This window comes from Variovorax sp. 10N432, from assembly GCF_056394465.1.
The window spans coordinates 1-22,967 of the sequence record NZ_JBFTHX010000026.1 but is presented as its reverse complement, the minus strand read 5'-3'; the positions used below and the strand labels follow the sequence as shown (position 1 = coordinate 22,967).

Here is a 22,967-nt window from a genome sequence, read left to right as displayed (position 1 = left end):
ATTTGCAGGTGCAGTTAGTTTCTGCCAAACTCCGCCGTGCTCCATGCCCCGCTGCGGGCCTTTCCTGCCAATCTGTGAGCTTTCTCGGCCATGCGCATCGCCATCCTCGCTTTTCCCCGGGTCCAGCTGCTCGACGTGGCCGGGCCGGCGGACGTGTTCGCCGAGGCCGCGCGCCAGCTCGGGCGGCCCGCCGCCTACCGGGTGCAGGTGATCGGCACCGGCGCCGGCCTGCTCAGGAGCAGCAACGGCCTGCGCCTGGCCGTCGACGCGACCGTGGCGACCCAGCGCGGGCGCATCGACACCTTGCTGGTCGCGGGCAGCCCCGACATCGAGGACATGGCCGGCGACCCGGCGTTGTACGACTGGCTGCGCCGCCAGTCCCGTACCGTGCGGCGCTATGGCTCGGTCTGCAGCGGAGCCTTCGTGCTGGCGGCCGCCGGGCTGCTCGATGGCAAGCGGGTGGCGACCCACTGGAACGCCACGGCCCGGCTGGCGGTGGCCTGCCCGCTGGCCAGCGTCGAGCCCGACGCCATCTATGTGAAGGACGGCAAGCTCTTCACTTCCGCCGGCGTGACGGCCGGCATGGACCTGGCCCTGGCGATGGTGGAGGAGGACCACGGCCGCGAACTCGCGCTGCGCGTGGCGCGCGAGCTGGTGATGTTCCTCAAGCGCCCCGGTGGCCAGAGCCAGTTCAGCGCCCACCTGGCGGCGCAGACGGCCGAGCGCTCCAGCGTGCGCGAGGTGCAGGCGCATGTGCTGGCGAACCTGAAGGACGACCTGTCCGTGCCCGCCCTGGCCCGCCACGCCGGCATGAGCGAAAGAAGCTTCGCGCGGACCTTCCGCAGCGAGGCCGGGACCACGCCCGCGGAGTTCGTCGAGAACGCGCGCATCGACGCCGCCCGCCGCCTGGCCGAAGCGTCGGACCTGCCCGCCAAGCGGCTCGCGGATGCCGTCGGCTATGCCAATGTCGACGGCTTCAGGCGCGCCTTCGGCCGGCGCCTGGGTGTGAGCCTGGTGGAATACCGGCGGCGCTTCGCGACCTGATGGCCGCCGCCGTGCGCGCACGTCAGAATGCGGGTCGGCCCACGCTTGCTCCAGGAGTTGCCATGGATTCGATGCCCCCCAGCGCCGTCGTCGGAAGGCGGCTTGCAATGAAGCGCAAGTTCGCGCGCGCCCGGGCCGTCCCGGCAGCCGCGACGGGCGCGCAGGCCATCGGCACCACCGCCTTGGGCTCGATCGCTGTCGGCGCCCTGGCTTTCGGCGCCCTGGCCATCGGTGCCTTGTCCGTCGGCCGGCTCTTCGTCGGCCGGGCTCGCATCCGGCAGCTGGAGATCGACGAGCTCGTCGTGCGCCGCGTTCGTGTCATGGAGCCGCTCGCGGCACCAGCGACACCCGCCCCGGCGGACACGGCCTGACGGTCGATTGGCGCTACGCCGCCGCGGCCGGTGCAGCAGCGCGGCCGTCGTGGTCGTCGTGGCCGGCGTCCAGTTCCAGCGCCAGGAAGTGATGCACCACCGGCGCCTCCGGCCCGATGTGGAAGCGCACCGCCTCGTGCTGCAGGTCGGCGTCGGCTTTCGACACCCGCTGGTGCTGGCGCAGGTGCTCGGCCCACGACTCGACCAGGAACCACTCCATCAGGCGCTCGGGCTCGCGGGTGTGCTCGGTGATGCCCCAGGCGTAGGCGCCGTCGCGGCGGCGCTCCATCGACATCGCCTTCAGGGCCTGCAGGAAGGCCGGCCGGTCTTCCTTGCGGATGCGGTATTCGATCTGCACCATGACCGGCCCGCGGTCGTTCGCGACCGGCGCGTCGAGCAAGGGTTCGGGCCAGTGGTTGGAGGCCTGCAGGTCGGCTTCGCCGGTCGGCAGCCGCACGCGATGGAAGACGAAGGCCACCACCGTCAGGCCCGCCGCGCCGACCAGCAAGGTGGCCGGCACGCCCATCTTCTGCGCCACCAGGCCCCAGCCGAGGCTGCCCGCGGCCATGGCGCCGTTGAAGACGGTCAGGTAGATCGCCAGGCCGCGGCCGCGCACCCAGTTCGGCAGCACGCCCTGGGCGACGCCGTTGAGCGTGGTGAGCGCGATGATCCAGCCGCCGCCCAGCACCAGCATGAGCAGCACCGCCGCCCATTGCGGCGGCGCGCCGGCGAGCACCCCCATCACCCCCGCCGACAGCAGCGAGGCCAGCAGCACCAGGCCATCGGCGTCGAGCTTGGCGCGCAGCCGCGGCAGCAGCAAGGCGCCGAGGATCGCCCCGACGCCCACGGCGCCCAGCATCAGGCCGTAGAAGCCCGCCGTGCCGCCGAGCATCCGGCGCGCCACCAGCGGCAGCAGCGCCCAGACCGAACTCGCAAACAGGAAGAACACCGCCGCACGCAGCAGCACCACGTGCAGCTCGCGGCTGGCGCGGGCATAGCGCAGGCCGGCCCGGAAGGCGCCGAAGAACTGCTCCGACAGGCCGGTGTCGGGCGTCGCTGGACGCTTCCACCACAGCAGCGCGGCAATCACGAACACATAGCTCAGCACGTCGGCGCCGTAGGCCGCGGCGGCGCCGAAGCTCGCCAGCAGCAGGCCGCCGGCCGCCGGCCCGATGGCGCGCGCGATGTTGATGCCGAGCGAGTTCAGCGCCACCGCGTTCTTGAGGTCGGCGCGCGGCACCAGCTCGGGCACGATCGACTGCCAGGTCGGCCCCATCAGCGCGGCGCCGATGCCGCCGACGAAGGTCAGCGCGATCAGGTACTCGACGGTCAGCGACTTGGTGCTCGCGAGCAGCAGCAGCGTGCCGCTGACCGCCGCCAGCATCAGCTGGATGAAGATCAGGAAGCGGCGCCGGTCGAGGATGTCCGACAGCACGCCGGCCGGGATCGCGAGCAGGAAGATCGGCAAGGTCGCCGCGGTCTGGACCAGCGCCACGGCGGTCGGGCTGGCCGACAGCTCGGTGACCATCCAGGCGCTGGCGACGTCGCGCATGAAGCTGCCGACATTGCCGAGCACGGTGGCGGCCCACAGGACCGCGAAGACCGGCTGGCGCAGCGGCGCGAAGCTGCCGGACGCTGCCGGCACTGCCGGCGCTGGTTCAGCGCTCATGGCGCTCGCTCAGGTCGTGCCAGGCGACCAGCAGGAAGCCGCCGACCAGTCCCCAGTGCTCGAAGAAGGCATTGGCGACCATGAAGCGCTCGGGCATCGCGAGCTCCCAGAAGCGGTTGGCGACGAAGGTGGCCATCAGCGTGAAGCCGGCCAGGCCCAGGGCGCCGAGCCAGCGGTGGAAGCCCGTCAGGATCATCAGCGCGGCGCCGAACTCGAAGACGATCACGGCCGCCGCCAGCGGCCCGGCCGGCGACAGGCCGAAATGGTTCATCTCGGCGACGGCCGACGCGAAATCCGTCGCCTTGTTGAAGCCGCCCTGCAGATAGGCGGCGCACAGGAACAGCAGTGCCAGCCAGTGCACGGCCGGATGGGTGAAGATCCGGCGCATCACACCGCCCAGCAGGCGCAACCCAAAGCGCCCCAGAAGCTCTTGAGATCGGCCACCGGCAGCCGGCTCGACCACGCGGTCGCGTGCCGGTGGCCGTGCAGGTTGCAGTCGTTGGCGCAGGCGCACTCGGCCGCCAGGCGGCGCACGGTCGCCTGCAGCGGCCGGCCCTCCTTGTCGCCCCAGCCCGCGTAGCCGCCGAAGCTGCGCACCGGCGACCAGTCGGGCATGGCCGGCGGCGGCGCGCCCTCGTCCTGCCCGGCGAACTCGCCGGCGCCCCAGACCACCTTGCCGCCGACCATCGTGAGCAAGGCCGTGGTGTCGGCGATCTCGGATTCGGGGCAGGCGAAGAAGTCGCGGTCGGGCACCACCAGGTCGGCCAGCTGCCCGACCTCGATGCGGCCCTTCTTGCCCACTTCGTTGGAGAACCAGGTCACGTTCTCGGTCCACATGCGCAGCGCCGCTTCGCGGTCCAGGCAGTTGCGCTGGGGCGTGATCCGCAGGCCGCCGACGGTCTTGCCGGTGACCAGCCACGACAGCGACACCCACGGGTTGTACGAGGCGACGCGGGTGGCGTCGGTGCCGGCCGAGACCTTGACGCCCTTCTCGAGCATCCGCTTCACGGGCGGCGTCGCCTCGGCCGCGGCGGCGCCGTAGCGCTCGACGAAATACTCGCCCTGGTAGGCCATGCGATGCTGCACCGCGATGCCGCCGCCGAGCGCCGCGATGCGGTCGATCGACTTCTCGGAGATCGTCTCGCAGTGGTCGAAGAACCAGTTCAGCCCGGCCAGCGGCGTGTCGCGATTCACCTTCTCGAAGACGTCGAGCGCGCGCTCGATGGTCTCGTCGTAGGTCGCGTGCAGCCGCCAGGGCCACTTGTTCTGCACCAGCACCCGCACCACCTCCTCCAGCTCGCCCTCCATCTCGGGCGCCATGTCGGGGCGCGGCTGGCGGAAGTCCTCGAAGTCGGCGGCCGAGAACACCAGCATCTCGCCGGCGCCGTTGTGGCGGAAGTAGTCGTCGCCCTGCTTGTATTTCGAGGTCGCGGTCCAGTTGAGGAAGTCCTGCTTCTCCTGCTTGGGCTTCTGCGTGAACAGGTTATAGGCCAGCCGGATCGTGAGCTGGCCGGCGTCGGCCAGCTGCTGGATCACCTGGTAGTCCTCGGGGAAGTTCTGGAAGCCGCCGCCGGCGTCGATCGCGCCGGTGACGCCGAGCCGGTTCAGCTCGCGCATGAAGTGCCGGGTCGAATTGAGCTGGTAGTCGAACGGCAGCTTCGGCCCCTTGGCCAAGGTCGCATAGAGGATGCTCGCGTTCGGCTTGGCCAGCAGCAGCCCGGTCGGGTTGCCGGCGCTGTCGCGCACGATCTCGCCGCCGGGCGGGGCCGGCGTTTCCTTGGTGTAGCCGACGGCCCGCAGCGCGGCGCCATTGAGCAGCGCCCGGTCGTACAGGTGCAGCAGGAACACCGGGGTGTCGGGCGCCACGGCGTTGAGCTCCGCGATGGTCGGCAGCCGCTTCTCGGCGAACTGGTGCTCGGTGAAGCCGCCCACCACCCGCACCCATTGCGGCGCCGGCGTGATCGCCACCTGGCGCTTGAGCATGGCCATGGCGTCGGCCAGGCTGCGCACGCCGTCCCAGCGCAGCTCGAGGTTGTAGTTGAGGCCGCCGCGGATGATGTGCAGGTGGTTGTCGATCAGCCCGGGCAGCACCGGGCGGCCGCGGAGGTCGACGACCCGGGTGCCGGCGGCGGCCAGCGGCAGAATGTCCTCGCTGTGGCCCACATGGGTGAAGCGGCCGTCGCGGATCGCGACCGCGCTGGCCGTCGGGTTGCTGCGCGCCAATGTCGTGAAGCGGCCGTTGTGCAGGATGAGCTCGGGGGCACCGGTGTCGACCATGTCGGATTTCCTGGGAGAGAGTGGCTGGGCCGCCGCCTGGCCGGCGAGCGCGGCGCCGAGCGTGCCGAGAAACAGCCGGCGGCGTCGAGGATCGAATTCGGCCGTCATGGGGTGTCGCGGTGCGCCGCCGCCGAGTCGGCCGCGGCGACGTCCACGGTCTTCGCGCATTGAGGCAGCTCCCCGAACATGTGGGGCTTGACCTGGTGCTGCAGCCACGAGCCGGCGGCGTGGGACGGCTCGAGCAGGCGCTTGACCAGCGGCGGCAGCTGCTCGCCGGCCAGGATGCCGAGCAGGCCCACCAGCGCGATGATCGGCGGCGCCGGCGAGCGCACGCTGAACAGCGCATAGATCACGCCGACCAGGATGCCGAGCGCCAGCGAGACGAGGTAAGCCTTCATGGCCCGGCCCGCCCGCTCAGCCTTCGTGGGCGCCGAACATCGACTGGGCGTAGATGATCCCGAGCCCGTAGGCGCCGCCGAACTTCTTGGCGATGCCGGTGGTCATCTCGTAGGTGTCGGTGCGGGCCCAGTCGCGCTGCAGCTCCAGCAGGTACTGCAGCGAGGTCATGGGCTGGGCGCCGGCCTGCACCATGCGGTCCATGGCACGGTCGTGGGCCTCGGCCGAGACGTCGCCGCAGGCGTCGGCGATGACATACACCTCGAAGCCCTGGTCGAGCGCGGACAGGGCCGGGCCGACGATGCAGACGCCGGTCCAGAGCCCGCACAGCACGATGCGCGACTTGCCGATCTCGTTGACCCGCTTGATGACGGCGGCGTCCTCCCAGGTGTTCATCGAGGTGCGATCGAGCATCGCCTGGCCCGGGAAGGCGGCTTTGATCTCGTCGAACATCGGGCCCGAGAAGCTCTTCTCGGCCACGGTCGTGAGGATGGTCGAGGCGCCGAAGCCGGCCGCCGCATGCGCCACCAGCGCCGCGTTGTTGCGCAGCGTGACGGCCTCGATCGAGTGCGTCGCGAACGCCATCTGCGACTGGAAATCGATCATGACCAGGGTGTGGTCGGTGGGGGTGAGCAGCTTGGCGCCGGGGGCGGGCTTGGCGGTGATGGGCATGGCGGTGTCCTTGGTGGAGGGGGAGCAGGTCTGCGGCCCCCGAGACTAAGGCACGCCGGCTTCCCTGGCTTGAACAATGCGGCGCCGCTTTTTCGAATCGTGCGGTCGCGACTCCCGCACCAGCACCCCGAGTCAGGCCACTTCGCCCGGCACCCGGTAGTGGTAGCGATAGCGATCTTCGAAGCCCAGCTCGGCGTACAGGCGGCGCGCCGCCTGGTTCTGCTCCCTTACCTGCAGGTACGCGGATGTCGCGCCCGCTTCGCGGCCCCAGTGCATCAGCGCCTGCGTCAGCGCACGACCATGGCCGCGGCTGCGCCGGCCCGGGCTCACCACGATGTCGTAGAGACCCACCGCGCCGCGCTCCAGCACGGCGAGCCCGAAGCCGATCGCATCGCCCTCGTCGTGGAGGGTGGCGAAGGCGGCCGGCCAGGCGATGGCGCGCACCATGCCATGGTGCAGTTGGTCCTGCGGCGGCGCCACGCCGTTGGCCGCGGCGATGCCTTCCAGCCAGGCCGGTGACGGCACGCTGTCGATGCGCACCCCAGGCTGCGGTGCCGCGCCGGCCAGCGACGCGCAGGCGACCTGGCTCGGGTCGAACAAGACATAACCTGCCTGCGCGAGTTCCTGGTCCGCCTCGGGCGGCGCCAGCGGCGAAAGGCGAAACACGGCCGGCAGGCCGTGCCGCCCATAGAAGGCCTCGGCGGCGCGGCGGACCCCTTCGAAAGAGGCACCGGGCTGTGCGGCATTGACCGAGTTGGCCCGCTTCGTATAGCCGCCCGACAGCCGGAACAGCCAGCCGTCGAAGAAGACGGTCTGGCGCGCCGGCCAGGCATTGAAGCTGCGTTCTTCGAGGGCGCGGACGGTGGTCGGTTCCAACAAGCGGGGCGAACTGCGCACGGGCATCGAGGTCTCCAGCGGCGTGATCCGCGTTGGCGCGATTGAAGCACGAGCCCCGTTGGCCATCGACCGGCGGTTGCCCCGCGCTCAGGCCAGGCGGTCGCCGATGCGCCGGGCGGCGTCCTTGACGAGGTGCGCCAGCCGGTCGGTGTCGACGATGGCCAGCCGGGCGGTGTCGAGCACCAGCGAGATCGCACCCCAGACGCCGCCCTCGGACTTCTCGATCGGCGCCGCCAGCGCCGCCAGCTGCGGTTCGAGTTCGCCCACGGAGAGATAGTGGCCGGCCTTGCGGATCGCCGCGTAGTAGCGCCTGAAATCGCTCCACTCCGAGGGCAGCCCGCAGCGGACGATTTCCGCATGCCGGGCATCGAAGAGCTTGTGCAGGGGCGCCGGCGCGAAGCTGGCGACGATGACCTTGGGCGCCGCGCCCTGGAACAGCGGCCGCGGCCGGCCGCGGCCGTAGGCCAGCGCGGCGGGCGTGCTGCCGGCTTCCCGGTGGGTGTCGAGCAGCTGGGTGCCGAACAGGCCCGAGCTGACACAGTCGAAGCCGGTCTGCTGGACCAGTTCGCGCATCACCGGAATGCCTTCGCGCAGCACCGGGTCGGCCTTGCGGATGTAGTGGTCGAGCAGGATGATGCGCGGCCCGAGGGTGTAGTGGGAGTTCTCGACCCGCTGCAGCAGGCCGGCTTCGACCAGCATCCGCACATAGCGGTAGCCGGTCGGCAGCGACACCTCCAACTCGGTCGCGATGTCCTCCGCGGTCCGCGTCAGGCGGTTGTCGTCGAACAGATCGAGCACATCGAGCATGCGTCCCAGGCTGGATGTTGATTTTTCCGCCACCGGAGTCCTTCGTTCATTCATTCGTTGGTTCTTGGCGCGACCGCCAGGTGCGCGCGCGGCTCCGACGATATATCGATCCGACCCGGCCGGTCCGCCGGCCTCCGAAGAAATTTACAGTTCGTATTATCGTATTTTGACAATTTAATGATTTTATGTACCATCGTGCCGTGGTGCAGACGCGCCGCTATCACAAGGAGACATTGGATGATCGATTTGAAGACCTGGAGCCGCCGCCTGCTCGCCGGCACGGCCGCCGTCGCCGCGCTCGCGGCCCACGCGCAGGACTACCCCACCAAGCCGGTGCGGATCATCGCGCCCTTCCCGGCCGGCAGCGGGCCCGATGCCAATGCGCGCGAGATCGCGGCCGAGCTGACCAAGATCCTGGGCCAGTCCTTCTTCGTCGAGAACCGCCCCGGGGCCTCGAACATCATCGGCACCGAAGTCGCCGCCAAGGCGCCGGCGGACGGCTATTCGCTCTACATCGGCACCACCAGTTCGCTGTCGGTCGTGCCGCATCTCTATGCCAGGCTGCCCTTCAACGCCGAGAAGGACTTCGCCCCGGTGAGCCTGCTGGGCGTGCTCAACACCGGCCTCATCGCCAACCCGAACCTGCCGGCCAAGGACGCCCGCGCGCTCATCGCCGAGCTCAAGGCCAGGCCCGATTCCGTGACCGTCGCGACGGCCGGCATCGGCAGCTACTCGCACCTGTCGGGCGTGTGGTTCAACAACGCCGCGGGTGTCAAGACCAACCTGGTGCCCTACAACAGCAACAGCCCCTACACCGACCTGATGGCAGGCCAGGTGCAGGCTATGTTCGACGGCCTGCCGGCGGCGGCCAGCAACATCCGCGCCGGCAAGCTCAAGCTGCTGGCCATCACCGGCAAGCAGCGCCACCCGAGCTTCCCGGACGTGCCGACCTTCGCCGAGGCCGGCCTGCCCGACTACGCGCCGATCGCCTGGCAGGGCATCCTGGCGCCGGCCGGCACGCCCAAGCCGATCCTCGACAAGCTCAGCGCCGCCATGCAGAAGGCCTGCCAGTCGCCGGAGCTGGCGAAGCGATGGACCGAGTACGGCGGTGCGTTGCGCTGCAACACGCCGGCCGAGTTCAGCGCCTTCATCGAGGCCGACCGCGCGATGTGGGGCAAGGTGATCCGCGAGGCCAACATCAAGCTGGATTGAACGCCGGGGCGCGCTAAGCTGGGCGCATGCGACGCCGCCAGTTCCTGCTCTCCGCCGCCGGCGCAACCCTCGCGGGCTGCGCCGCTTCGCCAGGCCGCATGCCCGCTGCGGTCCATGCCGCGCAGGCGGGCGCACCCGCCCTCCCCGCCGCGCCTTCATCGGCCGAGCCGTATGCCCGGCTGCAGGGCGGCGTGCCGCACCACCTCACGCCCGACCAGGAATCGCAGCGCAAGACCGACAGCCCCGCGCCCGCCGGCCCGGCCGGGCAATGGGCGGCGCGGGCCGCGCTGCCGCTGCCGCGCAGCGAGATGGCGTGGGCCACGGCGACCGCGGGGCGCATGCACGTCGTCGGCGGCTACGGCGAAGGCGCGGTCAACCGTGCCTACCACCACATCTACGACCCGGCGGTCGACCGCTGGCTGCAGGGGGCGCCGTTGCCGCGCGGCGCCAACCACGTCGCGGTGGCCTCGGACGAGCGATTCGTCTATGCGCTCGGCGGCTTCGTCGAGCAGAACCGCCTGTCGGACACCCATGCCTATGCCTACGAACTGGCGACCGATCGCTGGCGTGAGATCGCGCCGCTGCGGCGGCCACGCGGCGCCGCGGCGGCCGTCATGCTGGACAGCAAGCTGCACCTGGTCGGCGGCGCCTCGGAACCCGCGAGCGAGCGCGCCAGCGTCGGCTGGCACGAGGTCTACGATCCGCAGGCCGACGCCTGGAGCCAGCGCAAGCCGCTGCCGGGCGCGCGCGACCATGTGGGCTGCGTCGCCCACGCGGGGCTGATCCACGTGGTCGGCGGGCGCTTCAACACCTTCGAATACAACACCGACCTGCACCATGTCTACCTGCCGGCGCGCGACACCTGGGAGCTGCGCGCCCCGCTTCCCACGGCCCGATCGGGCCACGGACTGGTGGTGCTGCGCGGACGCTTCTACGCCATGGGCGGCGAAGGCGGCATCCTGGCCGGCGGCGTGCCGCGCCAGGCCACCGTGTTCGGCCAGATGGAAAGCTACGACCCCGCCACCGACGGCTGGCAGCGGCACGCGCCGATGACTACACCCCGGCACGCGGTCGGCGCGGCCGCGATCGGCGACCGGATCTACGTCGCGGGCGGCGGCGCCGTGCTGGGCGGGGCGGTGCAGTCCGCCGTGCACGAGGCGTTCACGCCGGGCTGAGCCGGGGCCCTCGAGCCTCCGCCCGCCGCCGAGGGCGAGCGCGCCCTAGTGATCGAAGTGAAACCCCACCGTCGCCCGCTCGCCCGCGCGCCTTGAGGTCACGCGGTCGGCGAAGCGCCGCAAGAGGAAGCCGGCCAGCCGGCGCTCGCCATGGTCGGACTCGATGATCTCCTCGATCGAGGGCCGCTGTTCCGGCAGTTCGAGCTGCTCGCCGACATAGGACACCCTCAGGTCCAGGTTGAACTCGTCGAACGATGCCTCGATGTGCAGCGGCCCCGAGGCGACGCCGCTCCCCGCCAGGGTCTCGATCGATTGCACGAGATTGAACTTGGCCCGCTCGATCACGTCGGAGCGCGCGCCCCAGGCCGCGCCCTGGCCGTCGAGGAACTCCTCCAGCGCCTCGGGGTCGATCGCTTCGGGCGCGACGCTCATCGAGACGCTGCGCCGCAGCCCGATGCGGAACAACAGATTCAGGCCGAGCCCCACCAGCGTGCCGAACACCAGCGAATTGCCGAAGGACGGCCGCAGCGCCGGCGGCAGCACCACCAGCAGACCCGGGAAGATCTCCACCGCCAGGCCGAACACGATCGCCAGCCCGATCACCAGCGTCTTGCGGGCGTCGAGCAGGCGCGAGGTCATGATGACCAGGCCGTTGGTGACGATGAAGGTCGACGAGAACACCAGCGCCGCGCCGAGCACCGACCGCGGAACGAGGTTGAAGAGCATGCCCAGCTTCGGCACGAAGGCGAAGACCAGCAGGATGGCGGCCACCGACCAGCCGACGCGCCGGCTGGCCACGCCGGTGGCCGTCGCCAGGCCCACCGCGCTGCTCGATGAATTGATGCCCGGCGCGCCGATCGCACCGGCGACGACCGAGCCGAGCCCGTCGGCCAGCACGCCGCGGCTGATGGAGCGCATGTCGGCGCGCACCCAGCCCACCTGATTGGCCTTCTGCGAGGTCGTCACATTGCCGATCACCTTCAGCACCGCGGCGACCGCGCCGATCAGGAACGGCAGCAGCAGGCCGGCATCGAAGGACCAGCCCACGTGGCCCAGCAGGGGTGCCGCGAACGCGGGCGCAGCGGACAGGCGGTCGACTTCCTGGGCATCGAAGCGCCCCAGCACCCAGCCGGCCGCGCAGCCCGCCACCAGACCGATCAGCACGCTGAAGACCCGCAGCGCGCCCCGGCCCCACACGTTCAGCGCCACCATCAGGCCGAGCGTGCCCAGGCCCAGCAGCAAGTCGACTTCGGCCGGTTCAGCGAGCGATGCGCCCCCACCGAGCGCGGTGCGCAGGCCGACCACGCCCACCGAGATGCCGGTCAGCAGCACCACCACCAGGCCGGTGATCTCGGGCGTGAAGATCGGACGCAGGCGCGGCAGCACGCGCGCCAGCGCGACCTCGAACAGGCCGGCCAGCATGGTCATGCCGAAGACCGCGGCGAGGTTGCCGCTGCGCGCCGCCACCAGCGAAGGCACGATGTAGACCACGCTGGAGGTCGGTTGGCACAGGAAGCCCGAGCCGATCGGCCCGATCGTGATGACCTGCAGCAAGGTCGCGACGGCCAGCGCGATCAAGGTGGCACTGACCAGCGAGGCCGCGACCTCGGCCGAGGCGCCGGCTGCCTGCGCGATCAGCACCGGGTAGACCAGGTAGATCGACATCAGCCCGACATGCTGCAGTCCGCTGAGGATATTGATGCCCAGCGGCGGCGTGTCGTCGACGCCGTAGATGAGCCCGGCAGGCTTGTGCGACATCGGCTTCCAGTCCTGGTGGCTCGATGTGTCCGTCAAGCCGATGGTTGAGACGCGCGGCCGGCGGCATGGGTTTGCCGGGGGCCGCCGCATCATAGCGGGCGAGGTGCTGTCGCAGCGACGCCCATCAGACCTGCTGCGCGCGGAATCTCCCGCGCCTGGAGCAGTCCCGATCAAGGGTTTCCACGAAAACGAAAGCGTTCAGGCCGTGACTTATTGCACTGGGTGCACTGGGTGCACTGGGCGAAACTGTATCTAATTGTGTAGTGAGCCGTCCCGCCTCCCATTCGCGATTTCAAAGGAGTCTTTCGTGCGAATTGCCGCCAGTCTCGCCATCACCCTGACCCTGCTCGCCGGTTGCGCAACGCATGCGCCCACCAAGGAGTTCTCGACCGTGAACCTTGTCAACGGCATGCTCGTCAACGACAAGGGGTTCACGCTCTACACGTACGACAAGGACGCACCGAACAGTGGCCGCTCGACCTGCTATGGCAACTGTGCGGTGACCTGGCCACCGGTCTTGGCCGCCGAAGGCACCAAGCCGAGCGGCGGCCTGTCGCTGATCACCCGCGACGACGGCGCCAAGCAGTGGGCATTCAAGGGTCAACCGCTGTACACCTGGCCCGAGGACCAGGAGCCCGGTGACGTCTACGGCGACGACTACGACAAGGTCTGGCACGTCATCAAGACGAGCCAGCTCTGATCACATGCGCAACCCTCCGCCCTTTCGCGTGCCAGGCATGCGCGGTTCATTCGTCGCATTCGCCAGCGCGCTTCTTTGCACGCTCTGTGCGGCGACCCCTCTGCAGGTTGGCGTCCTCGACAAGGATGGACAGCCCGTCGTCGATGCAGTGGTCGTCGTGATCACCGCTTCGAAGGCCGCGCCATCTCGGCCGCTGCCCAAGGAAGTGACGATCAGCCAGGAGAAGATGCGCTTCGTGCCGGCCGTGAGTCTGGTGGCCCCCGGGGCGAAGGCGCACTTCGTCAACAACGACCCGTGGGACCACCACGTGCGCGCTTCCGCCGCCGGTGTCGCACAGTTCGACGCCGGTCCCGGAGGCAGCTTCGAGCTGATGATCTCGGGCAAGCCCGAAGGCAAACCCGGCAAGACCGCCGACGCCATCTTCGACAAGCCCGGCGCCGTGCTGCTCGGCTGCCACTTGCACAACTCGATGCGCGGCCATGTCTACGTGAGCGATTCGCCCTGGGCGGCGCTGACGGGCCCGGACGGCCTCGCCATGCTCGATGCTCCTGACGGTGCCGCGTCGATCAAGGTGTGGCACGCGGACCAGCTGATCGACATCGCGCCGCTGCAGGTCATGCTGGGTGACGGGCCCGCGAAGGCCACGCTCCAGCTCAACGTGGTTCCGCGGCGCAAGCGGATCTGAGACCTGGACGATGACCGAGCCCGGCGCTTCCGAGGGTCAGGAAACCCGATGCTGAAGCACGATGCCTTGTGACTCGAGATCGGTCAGCTCATCGGTTGAGAAGCCAGTCTCCTTGAGGACATCGAACGTGTGCTCCCCGATGTGCGGGGCACGCGCCGTGTCATGTGGCGCCACGCCATCGAAATGAATCGGGCAGCCCAGTGAGCGGGTCGTACCACCATCCGGATGCTCGACATCCACGACCATGTCGATCGCGCGGGTCTGTGGATGCTCCATGGCCTCCTTGACGTTGTTGACCGGGCCTACCGGCACGTCATGCGACTCGAACACGCTGATCCAGTGCGAAGCATCCTGCTTTGCCAACTCGGCGGTGATCAGGCGCTCGAGGGCGTCCCTGTTCGCAAGCCGATCGCGCCCCGTCAAGAAGCGCACGTCATCGATCCATTCCGGATGATCGAGGACCGAGGCGATGCGCTTCCAGTTCGCCTGGTTGCCGCCACCCAATGCGATCTGTCCGGTGCGGCACTTGTAGGTCTGGTAGGGCGCGATCAGCGGATGGGCGGTTCCCATCGGCTCGGCAATCGCTCCATTGAAGAAGTAGGCCGCGGCGAACCAATACATCTGCTGCATCGAGGCCTGCAGGAGTGAGGTGTCCACGCGACTGCCTTCACCGGTGCGCAGCCTCTTCACATAAGCCGTCACGACGCCGAGCGCGGCAAGGATGCCCGCGTTGATGTCGGACACCGAGTTGCCAGGCTTCACCAGATTGTCTGGCCCGGAGCCAGTGACGCTGATGAGACCAGAGAAGGCCTGCAGCACCAGATCGAAGCCACCCTTGTCGGCCATTGGGCCAGTTGGACCGTAGCCGCTGATGGAGCAGTAGACCAGTTGCGGATTGATCTTGCGCAAGGCCTCGTAGCCAAGGCCAAGTGCATCAAGCTTCCCGCGACGGAAGTTCTCCGTCACGACATCGCTCCGCGCAGCGAGGCGCTCGATGATTTGACGCCCCGCTGGCTTGCGGATATCGACGGCGACCGAACGCTTGCCGCGGTTGAGCATCAGGAAGCCAGGCGCAAGGCCAGGATCTCCCGGTTTCGCATAGCCTCGCGCATCGTCTCCGCCCGGGAATTTCTCGATCTTGATCACCTCGGCACCCATGTCCGAGAGCATCAAACCGCAGGTCGGTCCTGCCATGATCTGCGAAAGCTCGAGGACACGCACGCCGGCGAGCGGCAGGTCGCTGCTCGATTTCATCAGCGACCCTTGAAGACAGGCTTGCGCTTCTCGGCAAAAGCCGCAAGCGCTTCGCCGATGTCCTCCGTCTTCAGGCTTGCATGGTAGGCGGCCTTCGCTGCCTCCTCGTCGTACTGCTGACGCGCGATGTCGTTGAGCACGGTCTTGATCGACACCAAGGGCACCGGTGCCATCGCGAGCAACTCATCAATCCAACGCTGCATTTCTGCCTCGAAGAGCGCAACGGGAACGACGGCGTCGAGGTATCCGATCGCGCGCATCTCGTTGGCATCGATCTGGCGCGAGGTCAGGAACAGCTTCTTGGCCGGACCAATGCCGAGACGCGATACCCAACGACGCAGGCCGTGGCCGTAGTAGTGCAGCCCGAGGCGCGCCGCTGGCATGAACATGCGGATGCCTTCCGCCCCGATACGGAAGTCACAAGCCAGCGCCAAGTCCGTCGAGCCGCCATACACGGGCCCGTCGAGCCGAGCGATGGTGATCGCCCGCGCATTCTCGACTTCGTCTGTCAGCACCTCGAAGGAGTTCTCGGTGCTTTGGCCAGCGACCTTGCCCAGTCGCGTCAGGTCGAAGCCCGAGCTGAAAGTCTTGCCCTCTCCTCGGAACACGATGACACGAACATCGTGGTTGGCGTTGAGCTCCTTCAGATAGCCGCGAAGGATCGCAACGTCGTCCGGCTCGATGCGATTGTGATTCGCCGGCCGGCGGAAAGTGATCGTTGCGAGCGCGCCTTCGATCGAAAGGGCTGGGGGCTGGGACAGCGCGGCAGTAGTCGTGGAGGTCATTGAACAGGAAGGCTGATTGACGGATTTGAAATCGACGCGTGAGATCATTCGAAGACGATGTTTTGTTCTCGAATGAGGGCGCCCCACTTTTGGTAGTCCTTGCGAACGAGGTCTTGTGCCTCTTGCGGAGTGGAGAGGCGAACGACGCTACCGAGCGAAACGAAGCGGTCACGCACCGACGGCGTGGACAAGGCGGAGTTCAGGGCCTCGTTGAGCTTGGCCAGGATCGGGGCCGGAAGATTCTTCGGTGCGGCAATCAGAAAGACGCCCTGCGCGTCGTAGCCTGGCACTCCCTGTTCTGCCACGGGCTTCACGCCGGGCAGGGTCGGCACTTCACGCGTCGACGTCACTGCAATGGCCCGCGCGCGGCCCGACTGAACCACGGCGACGGCGGGCGCGATCGTTGCGAATGACACCTTGACCACGCCACCCATCAAGTCGGTCATCGCCGGACCGGAGCCGCGGTAGGGCACATGGACCATGTCCGTCTTGGTGGCCGCCTTCAGCAACTCACCGGAGAGGTGGTGAATGGTGCCGAGACCGGACGTCGAATAGTTCAGCGAACCAGGCGCCTTGCGCATCAGCGCAGTCAGCTCGGGGAGATTCGTCGCCGGCACCGATGGATTCACCAGGATGACCAAAGGCGACTGCGACACGATCCCCACGTATGCGAACGAGGTCATCGGGTCGTAACCGACCTTGTGCGCGTGCGGAATGATCGTGAGCGGACCGCCATCGATGAGGCCGATCGTGTAGCCGTCCGCCGGCGAGTTGGCGAGCAGGTCACCTGCGATCGCGCCGCCGGCGCCAGGCTTGTAGTCGATGACGACGGTTTGCCCCAGCACCTTCTCCATGGCGGGCGCCAGGTCGCGAGCAACCTGGTCAGCCGCGCCACCAGGGGTGTAACCCAGGACCATCCGGATCGGTCGGTTCGGATACTCCGAGGATTCAGCTGCCTGAGAGGCGAGCGAAGCGAGGGCCATCAACGAGCCGGCGATGGCGTTTCGGGTAAATACACTGGTCTTCATGCGTCTCCGTGGATATATTCTCATGCGGTTTCGATATATTAAAATGGCCTTTCAATATGCACACTGGTGAAAACCCACGTACTTCCGGCGCCCCAACCATGGCGGCGCAGATTCGTCGCGCGGTGATCGAAGACCTGGACCGCGGGGCGCTTGAGCCGGGAATGGCAATCGACGAGCAAACCCTCTGCGAGCGCTTCAGCACCTCGAGAACACCCGTGCGCGAGGCAATGCTTCAACTTGCGAGCGAAGGCTTCCTGGCGGCCGGCCAACGCTCCGGCGTTGTTGTTCCCAAACTCTCCGTCTCCCGGCTGCGAGAAATCCTGGAAACGCTGGCCGAGATGGAAGCGGCTGCCGCGAAGTTTGCGACGCGTCGCATGACCTCAGCCCTCGGAAAGGAGCTGCGTTCGTCTTTCGAGCGCTGTGAATCGGCCGCGAAATCCGCTGACGCCCTGGCCTACAGAGATGCGAACGACGCCTTTCATGAGGTGATCTACAGGGCTGCCCACAACGAACTGCTGATCGGGCAGATTCGCATGCTGCGCACGCGCTGCGCCGCATACACCCGCGATCGGTTCGACTCGCCCGGACGAATCCAGCTCTCGCTGCAGGAGCACCGCAAACTGCTGCTGGAGATCGAGAGCGGTGACCCCGCGCGAGGACACGCGGCGATGCTCGAACACATCAGCATTGGTGGGCGTGACTTCGCCGAGTTCGTCAGCCGGCTGCCAACGCAGTACATCGGCGAATAGGCCCGCGGCCGGATGACGCAGAATCGGTCGCCATTCGCCAACCCTGGAAGAACTCCCTCCATGCCCCGTCCCGTCCTAGACGAAGCCCACATCCATCCGGCCATCCGCACCCGGCTGGCCGAAAACCGGCAGGCCATCGTGCGCGAGGTCATGGCTGCGATCGCCGCCAGCGACATCGTGGTGGTCGGCATGGCGATGAACCCGTTCCCGCGCAAGGCGCGCAAGCTCCTCGATGACGCGAAGGTGCCGCACCGCTATCTCCAGTACGGCAGCTACCTGAGCCGATGGCGCGATCGCAACGCGCTCAAGATGTGGACCGGCTGGCCGACCTTCCCGATGATCTTCGTCAAGGGCGTGCTGATCGGCGGCGCTGCCGACCTGCAGCAGCTGATCGGCAGCGGCGAGCTGAAGGCGATGCTCCAGCCCGATTGACGAAAATCAATCCGCCGCCGCCGACCCGGCGGATACTGCGATCTGCTCTTGACCCTGGCGGGGTTTCACATGACTCAGGAAGCGCAACCGGCAGGCAGGTTCCAGGCGACCGATGCATCCGAGCAGGGCTGGCGTGCGGCGTTTCCGCCGGCCCGGTGGCTGCGGACCTACGAACCCAGGTGGCTGGCGAAAGACGCCATTGCGGGCCTGACCCTGGCCGCCTACGGTATCCCGGTGTCCTTGGCCTACGCATCGCTCGCCGGGCTGCCCCCGCAATACGGCATCTACTGCTACCTGGTCGGCGGCCTGTTCTATGCGCTGCTGGGATCGTCGCGCCAAGTGGCGATCGGCCCCACTTCGGCGATCTCGATGCTCGTCGGCGTCACCGTCGCCGGCATGGCGGGCGGCGATCCGCAGCGGTGGGCCGGCATCGCCGCCCTGACTGCGCTGCTCATCGCGGCCATGTGCGTCGTGGCATGGCTCCTGCGCCTCAGTTCACTGGTCAACTTCATCAGCGAGACCATCCTGCTCGGCTTCAAGGCCGGGGCGGCATGCACGATCGCGCTCACCCAGCTGCCCAAGCTCTTCGGCGTCAAGGGAGGCGGCGAGGACTTCTTCGAGCGCCTGGTCATCCTGGGCGGACAGATCCCCGACACGAACCTCGCCGTGCTGAGCTTCGGCCTGGTCGCGCTGGTCTTCCTGCTGCTGGCCGAAAAGTACCTGCCGGGCCGGCCGGCGGCGCTCTTCGTGGTGGTCGCCTCGACCATCGTGCTGTCGCTCACCTCGCTGGGCGACCTCGGCTTCAAGGTCGTCGGCGCCCTGCCCGAGGGCCTGCCGAGCTTCAAATTGCCCGGCCTTCGGGTGCGCGACGTGCAGGGCGTGGTGCCGCTCGCGTTCGCCTGCCTGCTGCTCTCCTATGTGGAGAGCGTCTCGGCCGCGCGCGCGCTGGCCGACGCCCACAACTACGAGATCGACCCGCGCCAGGAATTCCTCGGCCTCGGCGCGGCCAACCTCGGCGCGGCGCTGTTCCAGGCCTATCCGGTGGCCGGTGGTCTGTCGCAGTCGTCGGTCAACGACAAGGCCGGCGCCAAGACGCCGCTGGCGCTGGTCTTCGCATCGATCACGATCGGCCTGTGCCTGCTGTTCCTGACCGGCGGACTGAAGAACCTGCCCAATGTCGTGCTCGCCGCCATCGTCCTCGTGGCCGTCAAGGGACTCGTCAACATCGGCGAGATGAAGCGCCTCTGGCGTGTCAGCCGCTATGAGTTCGCGGTCTCCATGATCGCGTTCGCCGCGGTGCTGCTGCTGGGCATTCTCAACGGCGTGATCGTCGCGGTCCTGGCTTCGCTGACCTTGCTGATCGGCCGGGTCGCACGGCCGCATGTGGCGGTCCTCGGACGGATACCGGGCACGCGCAAGTTCTCCGACATCGAGCGCAACCCCGACAACACGGCGACGCCTGGCGTGCTGATCTTCCGCGTCGACTCCGGCATGCTCTATTTCAACGTCGATCACGTGTACGAAGCCGTGCGCCACATGGTTCGGTCGGCACCGGACAAGCCGAAGCTGGTGATCTGCGACCTGTCGACCTCGCCCCAGGTCGACCTGGCGGCGGCGAAGATGCTGTCGAAGCTGCATCAGGAACTGGCCCAGGCCGGCATCCGCCTGCGCCTGGTCGCGGCGCACGCGCCGGTGCGCGACCTCCTGCGGGCCGAAGGCCTGGAAGAGCGCCTGGGCTACTTCGGACGCAGGACCTCGGTCGCCGATGCCATCGACGAGTTCGACGGCACTCCATGCCGGTGATCGCCTTCCTGGCCGGGGCCGTGCTCGTGATGGCGACCCTGATCGACGCTTTCGAAGTGGTGCTGCTGCCACGCCCGGTGCGCCGCCGGATCCGGCTGAACAGCTACTTCTTCAAGGTCACCTGGGATGCCTGGGCCTGGTGCGCCGGCCGGTGGCCCGCCGGCCGCCGGCGAGAGGACTTCCTCGGCGTCTATGGCCCGTTCTCGATGGTCATGCTTTTCGTGCTCTGGGCCGGTTCGCTGGTGGTCGGCTTCGGCCTGATGCAGTGGGCGATGCAGGGCCTGGCGCCCGGCGCGCGCTTCGACACCCTGGCCAGCCAGGTGATCCTCAGCGGCGACGCCTTCTTCACGCTCGGCTACGGCGACATCGTGCCGCAACATACGCTGGCACGCCTGCTGGTCATCCTGGAGGCCGGCACCGGCTTCGGCTTCATCGCGCTGAACATCGGCTACCTGCCGGTGCTCTATCAGCACTTCACCCGCCGCGACCTGCAACTCATCGAGTTCTCCGCCCGCGCGGGGTCGCCCCCGACCGCCGCGACACTGCTCGGATGGCACGCGCACGGCACTACGGAGGAACTCGAGCGCTGGCTGAGGGACTGGGAGATCTGGGCCAGCGACCTGATCGAAAGCCACGCCGTCTATCCGATGCTCGCGTTCTACCGCTCCCAGCACGAAGGCCACTCCTGGCTCGGCTCGCTGGCCGTGGTGCTCGACGTCTGCACCCTGCTGATCGCAGGCGCCGACGACGCGCAGCGCCACCAGGCCACCGCGACCTTTGCGGCACTGCGACGCATCCTCGACGAAGCCAGCGAATCGCTGCAGGTGGCACCGGCGCACAGCACGCCCCCGCGCCGGCTTGACGCGGAGGCGATGTGCGTCCTCGTGGCCACGATCCGCCGGATCATTCCTCGGTGGCACGACGATGACGGCGCACTCAGGGCCATCCGGCTCCTGCGAGCCACCTACGAGCCCCGGCTCCAGGGCCTGGCCGCCTACCTGCTGCTTCCCCTGCCCGACTGGATCAACCCCGCGATGGCGGCCGAGCGCTTCAGTCGCGACGCGGTGGTCCTGCAACTCACCAGCGGGCGCCCGGATTGAGGACGCGCTTTTTGAGACTGCTCTCATGGCCCGGATCGGCCGCGTTCCCTACGATCAAGGCATGCAGATCACTTCCAATCTCTCGTCGCGCAACAGCCTTTTCGGCTTCGGAATCCTTGGCCGGCCGCACCGGGTCGAAGCGTCCCCGGCGGTCTCCACCGCCGCTGCCTTCGACATCCCGGCGCCGTTCACGCAAGAGCAGGCCGAGTGGATCCTCGCGCTGCACAAGCTGGGTGCCCGCGACCGAAGCCGCGCGACGCAGGTCCTCCGCGACTGGGCCCCCCGCGCGCTGCTCGCCGGCGCAAGCCACCTGCATCGAGGCCTTGCTGGACCTCGACGCCCAGGACCTGCGCGACACCCTCGTGGACGCCATGGAAGACTGCGATTTGCGCGGCCGCCTGGCGGGTGGCGCTCAGCGATCCCTGCGCAGCAACTGCCTCAAGGTCGGCCGCGCCGCCGACTTGGCCGCGGCCTCGGTCCGCTCGCGATAGGCGGCGCGCTGGGCCTGCAGCACGGAAGCAAGTGCCGAGACGCTGGCCTGGCCGTAGCGCCACACGCCTGTCACCGCGAAATGGCCGGCCTGTCCGGGATGCGGCTTGGGATGGATCCGCACACCGCTCGTACCGATGCTTTGCAGAATCTCGGCGCGGGCACTGGCCAGCGTCGCCTCCCGCCCTTCGTAGCCCTCGATGTCGCGGCTGAGCTCGATGCCGATGGCGTGGATCGACGGATAGCGCTCGGCGATGAAACTGACCACCTCGGCCAGCACCAGCTTCGGCAGCGCCTTGGCGCGGAAATCGGCGAAGTCGGTGGTCAGGAAGTTCTCGAGCCGAACTTCATCGCCGGCCGGGCTCTGAGTGACCGACTGGACCCGTCCGATCAGCGCCGGCCCGTCATACACCTCGATGCGCTCGCCCAGGACATAGGGACGGCCCTCCGGGCCGGTCAGGTGCAAACGCTGGAAAGTCATGGATGAGAACGGTGGCCGTGACCGAACTGTACTCGGCGCCAACCGGCTTTCAAGGCTCGGACGGCCCCGGGCTGTCGCCGGCGGCACTCGCGGCCGCGGCCGGCCGCCCGCTCAGCCGCTGTGCGCCTCGGCCCAGCGAACGATGTCGGCCGCGCCCATGGCCCCGGCCTGGCGTGCCACCTCGCGCCCGCCCTTGAACAGCGCCAAGGTCGGAATGCTGCGGATGCCGAATCGCGCGCCCAGGGCCGGAACCGCCTCCGTATCGACCTTGGCAAGCCGCACCCGAGGTTCCAGCCGTGCCGCCGCCTGCTCGAAACCCGGCGCCATCTGGCGGCACGGGCCGCACCAGGGGGCCCAGAAGTCGACCAGCACCGGAATCTCGTTGCGCGCGATGTGGCGATCGAAGGCGGCCTCGTCCAGGGCGGTCGATCGGCCGGCGAACAGCGGCTGGTGGCAATGGCCGCAGTCTGGCGCGCTGGCCAGCTGCGCCGTCTGCACGCGGTTCGTGGTGTGGCAGTGCGGGCAGACGATGTGCAGCTTGTCGGTCATGGAATCTCCATCGGTGGGCGGGGCGGATGGAAGGCAGCTGGGGGCACGGTCCGGCAGCTGCAAGACCTGAAATAATGAACACTTAGTTACAGGAGTCTTATTTCGTGATCTTGAGAACCTCTTCGACCGCCCTGGCCGTTCTGGCTGCCCTCTCCGTCCTGGCCGGTTGCGCCGGACAGTCCAAGAACCAGGCCGAGCCCGCCGCCGCGGCCAAGCCCGAGCCCGTCGCCGCCGCCCCGGCGCCCGCTCCGACCAAGCCCGAGGTGCCGAGCACCGGCAAGACCACCTACGAACAGGTGCTGAAGATGGTTCGCGGCGCGCGCGGCGACGAGGCCAAGCTCGACAAGGCCCTGGTCGGCAAGGACCTGAGCGCGCGCATCGCCAAGGTCAAGGGCGCCGGCGACGACTTCGCGGTGCGGCCGGCCGATCCGGTCCGTTTCCGTTGCGACGAGGGCGAGTCCTTCGCGGGCGGCCAGGTGTCGTCCCGGATCGTCGGCGTCGACTGGTCGGCGGACACCAAGCGCGCCCTGCTGCAGCTCGATCGCTGCGGCCCGGCACCGGCCGTGGCGGCCGCACCGGCACCGAAGGCCGCGCCCGCCGCCGCGCCGGCGGCGGCTGCAGCTGCACCTGCGGC

The 22,967-nt window shown here is 68.6% G+C and carries 24 protein-coding genes and 1 pseudogene; 11 read left to right on the top strand and 14 right to left on the bottom strand.

Annotated features, from left to right (window positions below):
• Positions 1 to 90 precede the first annotated feature (90 nt).
• Together AC1DF3_RS25490 and AC1DF3_RS25485 are read left to right on the top strand one after the other, a co-directional pair.
• Entirely contained in the window at positions 91 to 1,044 is a 954-nt protein-coding gene (locus AC1DF3_RS25490; RefSeq protein WP_286535734.1) for a GlxA family transcriptional regulator, read from the top strand.
• 107 nt (positions 1,045 to 1,151) lie between these two features.
• Positions 1,152 to 1,415, top strand: a complete 264-nt coding sequence (locus AC1DF3_RS25485; RefSeq protein WP_301811833.1) for a hypothetical protein — start codon at positions 1,152 to 1,154, stop codon at positions 1,413 to 1,415.
• A 13-nt stretch (positions 1,416 to 1,428) separates the two neighbouring features.
• Here AC1DF3_RS25485 and AC1DF3_RS25480 read toward each other — a convergent pair whose 3' ends face one another.
• The 7 genes from AC1DF3_RS25480 to AC1DF3_RS25450 all read right to left on the bottom strand — a co-directional run bounded on the left by AC1DF3_RS25480 (position 1,429) and on the right by AC1DF3_RS25450 (position 8,187).
• The gene (locus AC1DF3_RS25480) at positions 1,429 to 3,084 is read right to left on the bottom strand and encodes an MFS transporter (RefSeq protein WP_286535736.1); all 1,656 of its coding nucleotides are present in this window, start codon (positions 3,082 to 3,084) and stop codon (positions 1,429 to 1,431) included.
• Entirely contained in the window at positions 3,074 to 3,472 is a 399-nt protein-coding gene (locus AC1DF3_RS25475; protein ID WP_286535737.1) for a DoxX family protein, read from the bottom strand. The genes AC1DF3_RS25480 and AC1DF3_RS25475 overlap by 11 nt, the downstream gene beginning before the upstream one ends.
• Entirely contained in the window at positions 3,472 to 5,361 is a 1,890-nt protein-coding gene (locus AC1DF3_RS25470; RefSeq protein WP_478141296.1) for an amidohydrolase, read from the bottom strand. Before AC1DF3_RS25470 ends, AC1DF3_RS25475 begins: the two co-directional genes overlap by 1 nt.
• Positions 5,362 to 5,465: 104 nt before the next feature.
• Positions 5,466 to 5,759 carry a XapX domain-containing protein gene (locus tag AC1DF3_RS25465; protein ID WP_286535738.1) on the bottom strand — a complete coding sequence of 98 codons (294 nt, stop codon included), beginning with the start codon at positions 5,757 to 5,759 and terminating at the stop codon, positions 5,466 to 5,468.
• A gap of 16 nt (positions 5,760 to 5,775) precedes the next feature.
• The gene (locus tag AC1DF3_RS25460; RefSeq protein WP_286527333.1) at positions 5,776 to 6,429 is read right to left on the bottom strand and encodes a hydrolase; all 654 of its coding nucleotides are present in this window, start codon (positions 6,427 to 6,429) and stop codon (positions 5,776 to 5,778) included.
• 132 nt (positions 6,430 to 6,561) lie between these two features.
• Complete coding sequence (locus tag AC1DF3_RS25455) at positions 6,562 to 7,332, bottom strand: GNAT family N-acetyltransferase (RefSeq protein WP_478141254.1); 771 nt, start codon at positions 7,330 to 7,332, stop codon at positions 6,562 to 6,564.
• An 81-nt stretch (positions 7,333 to 7,413) separates the two neighbouring features.
• Complete coding sequence (locus AC1DF3_RS25450; RefSeq protein WP_286527360.1) at positions 7,414 to 8,187, bottom strand: IclR family transcriptional regulator; 774 nt, start codon at positions 8,185 to 8,187, stop codon at positions 7,414 to 7,416.
• Between the two features lie 183 nt (positions 8,188 to 8,370).
• On the opposite strand from AC1DF3_RS25450, the gene AC1DF3_RS25445 reads away from it, so the two are divergent.
• Together AC1DF3_RS25445 and AC1DF3_RS25440 are read left to right on the top strand one after the other, a co-directional pair.
• Positions 8,371 to 9,345, top strand: coding sequence for a Bug family tripartite tricarboxylate transporter substrate binding protein (locus AC1DF3_RS25445; protein ID WP_301811847.1), 975 nt, complete (start codon positions 8,371 to 8,373; stop codon positions 9,343 to 9,345).
• Positions 9,346 to 9,371: 26 nt separating this feature from the next.
• Entirely contained in the window at positions 9,372 to 10,520 is a 1,149-nt protein-coding gene (locus tag AC1DF3_RS25440) for a Kelch repeat-containing protein (RefSeq protein ID WP_478141253.1), read from the top strand.
• A 45-nt stretch (positions 10,521 to 10,565) separates the two neighbouring features.
• Here AC1DF3_RS25440 and AC1DF3_RS25435 read toward each other — a convergent pair whose 3' ends face one another.
• Positions 10,566 to 12,314, bottom strand: coding sequence for a uracil-xanthine permease family protein (locus tag AC1DF3_RS25435; RefSeq protein WP_478141252.1), 1,749 nt, complete (start codon positions 12,312 to 12,314; stop codon positions 10,566 to 10,568).
• A gap of 271 nt (positions 12,315 to 12,585) precedes the next feature.
• Between AC1DF3_RS25435 and AC1DF3_RS25430 the strand changes: the two genes are divergently transcribed.
• Positions 12,586 to 12,978 carry a COG4315 family predicted lipoprotein gene (locus AC1DF3_RS25430; RefSeq protein WP_301811854.1) on the top strand — a complete coding sequence of 131 codons (393 nt, stop codon included), beginning with the start codon at positions 12,586 to 12,588 and terminating at the stop codon, positions 12,976 to 12,978.
• 37 nt (positions 12,979 to 13,015) lie between these two features.
• Positions 13,016 to 13,663, top strand: a complete 648-nt coding sequence (locus AC1DF3_RS25425) for a cupredoxin domain-containing protein (RefSeq protein WP_478141251.1) — start codon at positions 13,016 to 13,018, stop codon at positions 13,661 to 13,663.
• Positions 13,664 to 13,699: 36 nt separating this feature from the next.
• Here the strand turns inward: AC1DF3_RS25425 and AC1DF3_RS25420 are convergent, their stop codons facing one another.
• Genes AC1DF3_RS25420 through AC1DF3_RS25410 form a run of 3 tightly spaced genes read right to left on the bottom strand, consistent with a single transcriptional unit; the run spans position 13,700 to position 16,730 of the window.
• Positions 13,700 to 14,917: a CaiB/BaiF CoA transferase family protein gene (locus AC1DF3_RS25420; RefSeq protein ID WP_478141250.1), complete on the bottom strand. Its 1,218-nt coding sequence runs from the start codon at positions 14,915 to 14,917 to the stop codon at positions 13,700 to 13,702.
• On the bottom strand, positions 14,917 to 15,750 hold the full coding sequence (locus AC1DF3_RS25415; protein ID WP_478141249.1) for an enoyl-CoA hydratase/isomerase family protein: 834 nt from the start codon (positions 15,748 to 15,750) through the stop codon (positions 14,917 to 14,919). The genes AC1DF3_RS25420 and AC1DF3_RS25415 overlap by 1 nt, the downstream gene beginning before the upstream one ends.
• Complete coding sequence (locus AC1DF3_RS25410) at positions 15,747 to 16,730, bottom strand: Bug family tripartite tricarboxylate transporter substrate binding protein (RefSeq protein ID WP_478141248.1); 984 nt, start codon at positions 16,728 to 16,730, stop codon at positions 15,747 to 15,749. Before AC1DF3_RS25410 ends, AC1DF3_RS25415 begins: the two co-directional genes overlap by 4 nt.
• Before the next feature lie 98 nt (positions 16,731 to 16,828).
• On the opposite strand from AC1DF3_RS25410, the gene AC1DF3_RS25405 reads away from it, so the two are divergent.
• From AC1DF3_RS25405 to AC1DF3_RS25390, 4 genes are all read left to right on the top strand, one after another.
• Positions 16,829 to 17,479 carry a GntR family transcriptional regulator gene (locus tag AC1DF3_RS25405; RefSeq protein WP_478141247.1) on the top strand — a complete coding sequence of 217 codons (651 nt, stop codon included), beginning with the start codon at positions 16,829 to 16,831 and terminating at the stop codon, positions 17,477 to 17,479.
• 60 nt (positions 17,480 to 17,539) lie between these two features.
• Positions 17,540 to 17,911, top strand: a complete 372-nt coding sequence (locus AC1DF3_RS25400) for a glutaredoxin domain-containing protein (protein ID WP_478141246.1) — start codon at positions 17,540 to 17,542, stop codon at positions 17,909 to 17,911.
• 69 nt (positions 17,912 to 17,980) lie between these two features.
• Positions 17,981 to 19,714, top strand: a complete 1,734-nt coding sequence (locus AC1DF3_RS25395; RefSeq protein WP_478141245.1) for a SulP family inorganic anion transporter — start codon at positions 17,981 to 17,983, stop codon at positions 19,712 to 19,714.
• Positions 19,705 to 20,814: an ion channel gene (locus AC1DF3_RS25390; RefSeq protein ID WP_478141244.1), complete on the top strand. Its 1,110-nt coding sequence runs from the start codon at positions 19,705 to 19,707 to the stop codon at positions 20,812 to 20,814. The genes AC1DF3_RS25395 and AC1DF3_RS25390 overlap by 10 nt, the downstream gene beginning before the upstream one ends.
• Here the strand turns inward: AC1DF3_RS25390 and AC1DF3_RS25385 are convergent.
• The 3 genes from AC1DF3_RS25385 to trxC form a co-directional block, all read right to left on the bottom strand.
• A complete protein-coding gene (locus AC1DF3_RS25385; RefSeq protein WP_478141243.1) occupies positions 20,792 to 21,130 on the bottom strand; it encodes a hypothetical protein in 339 nt (112 codons plus the stop codon). The genes AC1DF3_RS25390 and AC1DF3_RS25385 overlap by 23 nt on opposite strands.
• 96 nt (positions 21,131 to 21,226) lie before the next feature.
• Positions 21,227 to 21,784: a hypothetical protein gene (locus AC1DF3_RS25380; protein ID WP_286535760.1), complete on the bottom strand. Its 558-nt coding sequence runs from the start codon at positions 21,782 to 21,784 to the stop codon at positions 21,227 to 21,229.
• 111 nt (positions 21,785 to 21,895) lie between these two features.
• Positions 21,896 to 22,333 carry a thioredoxin TrxC gene (trxC, locus tag AC1DF3_RS25375; protein ID WP_286535761.1) on the bottom strand — a complete coding sequence of 146 codons (438 nt, stop codon included), beginning with the start codon at positions 22,331 to 22,333 and terminating at the stop codon, positions 21,896 to 21,898.
• A gap of 104 nt (positions 22,334 to 22,437) precedes the next feature.
• Between trxC and AC1DF3_RS25370 the strand changes: the two are divergent.
• Positions 22,438 to 22,967 (top strand): annotated as a pseudogene (locus AC1DF3_RS25370) (hypothetical protein); the annotation flags it as partial.